This window comes from Paenibacillus taichungensis, from assembly GCF_013359905.1.
GTDB lineage: Bacteria > Bacillota > Bacilli > Paenibacillales > Paenibacillaceae > Paenibacillus > Paenibacillus taichungensis.
This window is the reverse complement of the sequence record NZ_JABMCC010000108.1, coordinates 275,694-283,892: the sequence shown is the minus strand read 5'-3', so window position 1 is coordinate 283,892 and position 8,199 is coordinate 275,694. Positions and strand designations below refer to the sequence as shown.

Annotated in this window: 5 protein-coding genes and 1 pseudogene; 5 read left to right on the top strand and 1 reads right to left on the bottom strand. The window is 44.4% G+C overall.

What is annotated here, in order from left to right; translation table 11 throughout:
- The first annotated feature begins 325 nt into the window (after positions 1-325).
- The 4 genes from HP548_RS13950 (at position 326) to HP548_RS13935 (ending at position 6,213) form a co-directional block, all read left to right on the top strand.
- Positions 326-1,423, top strand: coding sequence for a bifunctional glycosyltransferase family 2/GtrA family protein (locus HP548_RS13950; RefSeq protein ID WP_175382018.1), 1,098 nt, complete (start codon positions 326-328; stop codon positions 1,421-1,423).
- A complete protein-coding gene (locus HP548_RS13945; RefSeq protein WP_175382017.1) occupies positions 1,423-3,714 on the top strand; it encodes a glycosyltransferase family 2 protein in 2,292 nt (763 codons plus the stop codon). The genes HP548_RS13950 and HP548_RS13945 overlap by 1 nt, the downstream gene beginning before the upstream one ends.
- A gap of 11 nt (positions 3,715-3,725) precedes the next feature.
- Positions 3,726-5,579, top strand: coding sequence for a hypothetical protein (locus HP548_RS13940; RefSeq protein ID WP_175382016.1), 1,854 nt, complete (start codon positions 3,726-3,728; stop codon positions 5,577-5,579).
- Between the two features lie 133 nt (positions 5,580-5,712).
- Positions 5,713-6,213, top strand: a complete 501-nt coding sequence (locus HP548_RS13935; protein ID WP_175382015.1) for a GNAT family N-acetyltransferase — start codon at positions 5,713-5,715, stop codon at positions 6,211-6,213.
- 98 nt (positions 6,214-6,311) lie between these two features.
- Here the strand turns inward: HP548_RS13935 and HP548_RS13930 are convergent.
- A pseudogene (locus tag HP548_RS13930) lies at positions 6,312-6,647 on the bottom strand (SDR family NAD(P)-dependent oxidoreductase); the annotation flags it as partial.
- A gap of 162 nt (positions 6,648-6,809) precedes the next feature.
- Here HP548_RS13930 and HP548_RS13925 point away from each other — a divergent pair.
- Positions 6,810-7,952, top strand: a complete 1,143-nt coding sequence (locus HP548_RS13925; RefSeq protein ID WP_409347654.1) for a 5-methyltetrahydropteroyltriglutamate--homocysteine S-methyltransferase — start codon at positions 6,810-6,812, stop codon at positions 7,950-7,952.
- The last annotated feature ends 247 nt before the right edge of the window (positions 7,953-8,199 follow it).

The window sequence follows — 8,199 nt, the reverse complement described above, 5'->3', positions numbered from 1 at the left end:
TTGAGCTTTAATTCGCCTCTGGAAACGGGTGGAATTGTCGTTGGAAATGAAGTGAACATCGAGCTTTATATCGAAGCAATTCGAATAGAATAGCATTGTTACATGATATCTGAACATGCACTCGCCATAATTATGGCGAGTTTTTCGTTGTGTATACCACAGTCCTATTTCTAGTATTTTTTGCCTATACATTAATGCGAATGTGTATACAACTTTTTTACCAAAATATATACAAGTTGTTCGTTTACTGTATACTCTTTCGATGTTATACTCACAGTATTCAAAAAGAATTTGTGAAAATATGTCGAATTGAGGCTTAACTAGGATGATTATAGATAAAAGTGAAGACGGCAAAACGATCATCCTTATTCCATCGCTTGAGCCAGATGAGAGACTTCTAGCCTATGTACGGCAATTGCGAGAATATGGCTTGACCCATATTGTCATTGTGGACGACGGATCTGGTGAGGCGTATCAATCGATTTTCGAAGAGCTGAGTGAGAACGGGTGTGTCTTGCTTCGGCATGCGGAAAATCTGGGAAAGGGTGCTGCACTTAAGACCGGATTTAAGTATATCGGACAGCAGTTCGGTGCGTCTTCGTTCGTCGTCACTGCGGACTCAGATGGGCAGCACGCAGCAGAGGATGTATACAGACTTGCCAAAGAAGCCAGACAGCACCCTGATGCATTGGTTCTCGGGGTAAGGAACTTCAGTGAGGGAGGCATACCGCCGAAATCTTTGCTGGGTAATCGGATGACGTCCTTTATTTTTGCTATGCTTTACGGTAAAAAGCTATCAGATACCCAAACCGGACTTCGAGCCTTTGGCCCCGGACTACTTGCTTTCATGCAAGATGTTCGCGGCACTCGTTTCGAATATGAGCTGCAGATGCTCATCTCGTGCATTCAATCTGGTATACCGATTCATACCATGCCGATTCAAGTCATCTATGAGAATGGAAATGCAGGGACACACTTTAAAGCTGTTCAGGACAGCGCTCGGGTAATGGGTGTGCTGTTTTCCAACTTCCTGCGCTTTATTTCCTCTTCCGTTGCGAGTTCTGTCGTTGATTTGGGAATTGCATGGTTTTTGATCGACTTTTTGCGGCCTATATTGGGTCAGCAGGATTATCTAAGAATTCTGCTCGCAACCGTGATTGCGAGAATTATTTCTATTGTCGTCAACTATGTACTAAATAGGCACTTTGTATTCCGTAAAGAGGATAGCCAGGGCAGTCTATGGCGCTATTTGACGTTGTGCGGATTCGTGATTGTGCTTTCCAGTACGGGGGTATATTTGTTCCATACGGTTTTCTTCGTGGATGAGAAAATCGCGAAATTTGTCTGTGATGCCTTGCTGTTCCTGCTCAGTTTTCAATTGCAGCGAAGATGGGTATTTGCAGCAAGGAGGAAGCAGCTGTAGTGCAAAACGAAAAAAGACAACATATTTTCTTTGTCATCACCATGATCCTGATGTCGATTTATTTGCTATGGCGGATGTTCTTTACACTGCCATGGGGAGAAGGTGTTCTGAACGTCATCTTCGGCATGCTCTTAATTGTGGCTGAAACGGTAACCGTACTGACCACCTTTGAATTGTTTTTTCAAAAGATGCAAAAGGAACGTACCCAGCTCGACTTTCCCATCGTCCCTCCCGATTTTTATCCTCATGTGGATGTGTTCATTGCCACCCATAACGAGCCGGTTGATCTTTTGTATAAAACCGTCAATGCTTGTACGTTCATGGATTACCCTGACAAGCAGAAGGTTCACATCTATCTGTGTGATGATGGAGCACGACCTGAGGTGGAGGAGCTTGCGAAGCAGTTTGGCGTAGGATATCTGGGTTTTCCCGGCAACAAACATGCCAAATCAGGTAACCTGAATAATGCCCTGAGCAAAACCTCTTCTCCACTCATTGCAACCTTTGATGCAGATATGATCCCGCAACACACCTTTTTGATGAAAACCGTCCCGTATTTCCTGCTCTCCACGTTTATAGAAGAGAACGGGAGATGGCGGCTTCGCCGTGAGGATGAAATAGATAAAAAGTTCAAGCTGGGGCTGGTACAGACCCCTCAAAGCTTCTATAATCCGGATCTGTTCCAGTTTAACTTGTATGCAGAGCAAGGAATTCCGAATGAACAGGATTTCTTCTCCAGAGAAGTGAACATCCTGCGTAATGCCTCGAATGCGGTAGCCTATACCGGAAGTAATACGATCATTTCCCGGCAAGGCATGGAAGACATCGGCGGTTTTCCGCTGAACACAATCACCGAGGACTTTGAGACAAGCATCCGCCTACAGCAGGAAGGCTATATTACCTATGCGACTCAAGAGGTTCAAGCTGCCGGGCAGACGACAACAACAGTCCCGAGCATGATTAAGCAGCGAATCCGCTGGGCAAGGGGGATTATTCAGAGCCTGCAGAATACACGTGCTCCTATATCCGAGAAGCTTCCTTTCTGGACGAGGGTAACCTATTTAAGCAGTTTCTTATACTGGTGGTCCTTCTTTAACCGTTTGATTTTCATTCTGGCTCCTATTTTATTTGCATTGTTTGATTTCAAGATTGTAAACACAACCTTCTGGCAAATCTTAATATTCTGGCTTCCGTCCTATTTCTTCTACAGTGTATCGATGCGTTATCTGTCGAGCAATATTCGGAATCAGCGCTGGAGTCAGGTTATTGATACGATATTTATGCCTTATCTGATATGGCCGGTTCTCCTTGAAACGCTGGGCATCCGCGAGAAAAAATTCAAGGTTACGAATAAAAGCAGAGCGAACGGTCGGAAATGGATGTCTGCTTTGTTATATGCACTTCCGCATATCTTCCTGCTTTTGCTTTCGATTGCGGCTGTGATTCGGTACGTTAACGGTAAATATGGCATCGCGCTGTTCTTCAGCAGTATCATTATTTTCTGGCTCATTCATAATATGATTGCGCTGTGTTATGCCCTGTTCTTCATGATCGGGCGTCGTGCGTATCGGGAGACAGAGCGGATTCGGGCGCAGGAGGATGTCATGATCCACGACCAGGACACGAATCTGCGCTATCAGGCCAAGACAGTAGATGTATCTGAACAAGGTATTGCCTTTTATGTGCCGTATCCCATTTATCTACCTGAACAGAAGACGATCTCTCTGGTCGTAAAATCCGAGCGGTATGAGGCCAATCTTCAAGCGGTCATTGTTTATGTGAAACAGGATGGAGAAGGCTGGCGTTATTCCGCGACGGTTCAGCCGATGGATGAGACGGATAACCGTCAATACATGCAAATCATCTACGATCGTAAACACTCATTGCCAGAGAAGATGAATCTGTGGGATACGGCTTACGACGATATGCTTCGCAATGTAAAAAAACGTATTGTTCAACCTAGATCGGATCAACGAAAAATGCCGAGGCTTTCCCTTCAGCTTCCAGTTCATTTCACCAATCATGCTGGATGTACGCTGCGCAGCTTCAATTATCGTTTCTTTTCCGCCACGGGTCTTCATGGTGATATTACGGCAGGAGAGGTCGTTACTTTTTATACGAAGAGTAATATTGAAGTCATCTTGCAGCATACAGGGAAAACAACAGCCAATCGTCGCGAAGTGCTTCTCTCGGTGGAGAATATTGATGATATCGTGGAGCGCGGTTTGATTGATCAATTGCTGAGTGATTTGACCCATCCACATGCCGAGCGTTTCACCAGAGAGGGTTAGGAGAGATAGATATGCTGTATTTGCTTCAATTTGTGATGGGAGTTTTATTGATATTCTCCTTTATGGGTTACATGCAGTTTGTTCGAAAGGCACTATCGATACGTTGGGAGTTCATCCCTGTATTTGTGTTTTCCTCCATAGCATGTATTGTCTTTCTTAGCGGTTTGGCAGGGCAGCTCTACATTGGCAGCCTTGTCCTTCTTTTCGTCGGATTACTATTGTATGGAGGAATGGTGTTTCTCGGAATGCGCCGAGGAGCATCCTTTCGCATTTCTTTTTCCTTATTCCAGTTTTCATTCCTGGCAGGGACGTTCATTTTCTTGCTGGTACTCTTCCAAAATCAACTAACGCACTACGATAATTTTTCCCACTGGGCGATTGTCTTGAAGCAGATGCTCAGCACAGATACTTTTCCGACACCGGATTCGAACCTAATTGATTTTAAAAATTATCCGCTAGGGACCTCATCATTTATTTATTACGTCTGTCGCTTCATGGGACATTCCCAGTCCGTGATGCTCCTGGCACAAGGTCTGCTCATCTTTTCCTGTTTTTACGCCATGTTTGGTATCGTATCCGAGAAGAAACGTTTTCTGCTGTATGCATTTCTTGGACTCGGGTTATCTACACTCTCTTTCTTCAACCTAACGATTCGGATTACCAACCTGCTTGTGGATTTCTTGCTTCCTATCTATGCGCTCGCCATCCTGACGGTCATATACCAATATCGTCATGATATCAAGCGAGCATGTATCATCATGCTCCCACTTGCAGGTGTGCTGACAGTCATTAAAAGCACAGGCATTATTTTCGCGGCCATCAGCCTGATCTTCCTGGTGTATACATGGCTAAAACACAGACAAGAGTTCAGTTGGAAAACTGCGCTGGCTGTTATTGGCACCATCTGCGGTTCACTGATTCCATACTTCGGCTGGAGCTGGCGGATGGCAACGGTGTTTCAGGGCGTCGATAACAAATTCGATGTGGCCACTTCCGGAATTCAATCCGGCAAAACGGCGGAGCAGATGCATGAGATTCTGTGGCTGTTCTTAAAATCGAGTACGGATATTACGACACGGCCGGTCATCGGTATTGTCATTTTCGAGATTGTAGCGATTGCGGCTTCGATATTTGCCTATGTGGTGCTCAAGAAGAAGTGGAATTTGTGGAAAGCACTGATTGCACTGGATGTTGTATTGCTGCTGTATTATGCAGGCATTCTGGCGCTGTATCTCTTCTCCATGCCGTTGGATGAGGCGATCGTACTGGCAGGTTTTGAGCGTTATGCCTCGAGTATTGTAGTGCTGTTCGCCGGCGGGCTGGTGCTGTGTGCTGCAATCGACCTGGAGCGTTCATTCCACTATCGGATTGGTGAAGTGCCTGATTATCAAGCCTTTAAGACGGTCGAGACGAAGGGGCACTATCAAAAAGGAATCATCGGCTGTATGGCGATTGCGGCGACCATCCTTTTATCGGAATACAACGGGATTGTCTCGATTGCCAAAACCTACGATACAACGCTCCCTTACAAAATCCATGCGGTTACCGGCGATCGCTGGTATAAAGATGGGCAGGAGGACAACAACAGATATCTGTTCTACGCCTCGGATAGGGACCAGCAGGTCACGAATTATTACATGCAGTATGTCGGGAAGTATTTCTTGTATGCTCCACATGTGGACGGGATCGTGTTGTTCTATGAGGATAATATGGACAACCTCCTGAGTGGCTACGATTATCTGGTCGTCGTGGAGACGGATCGTAACGCAAAGTGGTTGCTGAAAAAGCACTATGGCATTGATATGCAAGAGGGGATCTACAAGATTACCCGTTCCGGAGAACAGATCATTCTTACGCTGACTTGAGATCTTTAGAGTGGAGACTGATTTGGTCAAAATTCTTGGTATAATGTAAATAGCCTGGAAATGAAGGGACTGAACTATGCGCAGATATCAATATCTTAAACCTAACTATTAAATCCTAATGGAGGTAAAAGTATTGATTACAGAGTTACACACAGAACGTTTACAATTGAGAAAAATGAAGGTGTCGGATTCTTCGAGCTTGTTCACCGTTTGGTCTGATCCCGAGGTTACTAAATTTATGAATGTTAGTTGTTTTACTGACGTAGAGCAAGCGAAAGAAATGATCAAACTTCTGGATGATCTCTCTCAAGATCGTAAGGCTATCCGTTTCTCCATAATTAAAAAAGAGTCCAACGAAATTATAGGTTCATGCGGTTACAATTCTTTGGATTTTGACAATTTAAAAGCAGAAATTGGATATGATATTGCTAAATCTTCGTGGGGAAGAGGATATGCTTTTGAGGCGGTCTCTACTTTGGTAGATCATGCATTCTCATCTTTAAAACTGAACCGAATCGAAGCCAAGGTTGATCCCGAAAATGTGAATTCGATAAAGCTCTTACAAAAGCTCCGTTTCACATTAGAAGGAACATTTAACGATCTCCATATGTATTCAAGATTAGTAGATACATGAGTTTTATATAAAATTTAAAGAGGCCGTTCCGTAGCTGGAATGGTCTCTTTGTTAATATACAGAGAAACGGGTGAGTCACACGGTGTCTCATAGGCGAGTTATTCAATAAGGTTTTTCGTTGCGTTATACATAGTTTCTGCGTATTCATCGACTTCATCTCGGGACATGCGCAAACGAACGATAGAGGTACCATAGCCAATTTCCTTATGACCCTCCTGTAATCCTTCGAAAATTCCATCTGCAAAGGCATCCAATGGTTCTCCATGCGTGTGCAGTCCTGCTCCACCAAGATCTGTAATTACTGCTGGAGGAGCAACTTCAATGACCTCTACAGACGTATCTGAAAGCTGGTGTCTCAGGCTGATCGTAAAGGAGTGAAGTACCGCTTTGGTTGCAAGATAAGGAGCGAACAGCATGGATAGATGAAAAGGAGCGTAATTAAATTTCTCTTTAGGATAGGGATATACCCCACGGGTAAAGGAAAATCGGACTCAGTTATAGCTTATAACTATAACCTGCTATAGCCCATTCATAGAACATTAAATCCGATCGGATATGTTATATTTAATCTTATAATTAATTTACGGGGAGATTAAATGATGAGCATTCAAACAGAACCTAAACAGCGGACCGTCACTCCATTTCGATATGATATTGTAGGCAGTTTCTTGCGCCCAAGCACGTTGAAAGAGGCGAGAGCGAAATACCAAAACGGTGAAATTACTTCTGGGCAACTAGAGGAAGTAGAAAACGCTGAAATTGTGAAGCTCGTGCAAAAACAAAAAGAAGTTGGCCTTCAAGCTGTAACGGACGGGGAATTCCGTCGCTCTTGGTGGCATCTGGACTTCTTCTGGGGACTTGACGGTGTTGACCGGACCATCATTGATCAAGGCTATGAGTTTAACGGTGCCAAATCCAGACCCGAAACAGCACGTCTGACGGGCAAAGTAAGTTTCAGCAGCCATCCGTTTGTTTCACATTATGCATTCTTAAAAAGCGTTGCTGGCGATGACGTCGTTGCGCGACAATCTATTCCTGCTGCAGCACAATTCCTGTTTGAATTGGACCGGGCAGAAAATAAAGAAAGTACGCAAGCCATTTACCCGAACCGTAAAGAGTTGCTTACGGATATTGCTAAAGCTTACAAAGAGGCAATTCTAGCTTTGTATGAAGCGGGCTGCCGCAGCATTCAAATTGACGATTGCACGTGGGGAGCACTCTGCGACCAGCAGTTCATGGCATTCATGGAGCAGATTGGCGTAAAAGTGGCCGATTATGCGAACGAGCTTGCGAAGTTGAACGAGGAAGTTGTATCCGGTTTGCCGGAGGACCTCGTCGTAACGACACATGTATGCCGTGGGAATTACGTATCAACATATGCCGGTGTCGGTGGAGGCTATGAGCCGATCGCGCAAACGCTCCTGAACATTGATAACTACTCCGGTTACTATCTGGAGTTTGATACCGAACGGGCAGGCGATTTCAAACCACTTCGTTTCCTGAAGGACAACCAACAGGTCGTGCTTGGGCTGTTCTCTTCCAAATTTGGTGAGCTTGAAAACAAGGAAGATATTCTGAAGCGTATCGAAGAAGCGAAGCAATATGTGGATCTGGACCGGATTTGCCTGAGCCCGCAATGCGGATTCGCTTCCACGGAAGAAGGCAACCATCTGACAGAAGAGCAGCAATGGCAGAAGCTTGCGTTTATTAAAGAAATTGCTGAAGAGCTCTGGGAATAGTTCATAAGCTGAAAGCATATTTTCAACCAAAATTAGCCGTACGGACATTGATCCGTACGGCTAATTTGCATTTTGAGCCTTGCCCTAGTATGACCATTAATGGGTTTATGTTGTTGGGAATCGTTTATTTCAAATTTTCATATTATATAGGTAGTTAAATGAGATACAATGCTATTATAGATAAGGGCATCCAGTTGGATGCCTTTAAATATAGGAATGAAAAGGACTACATACATACCGAAGGTGT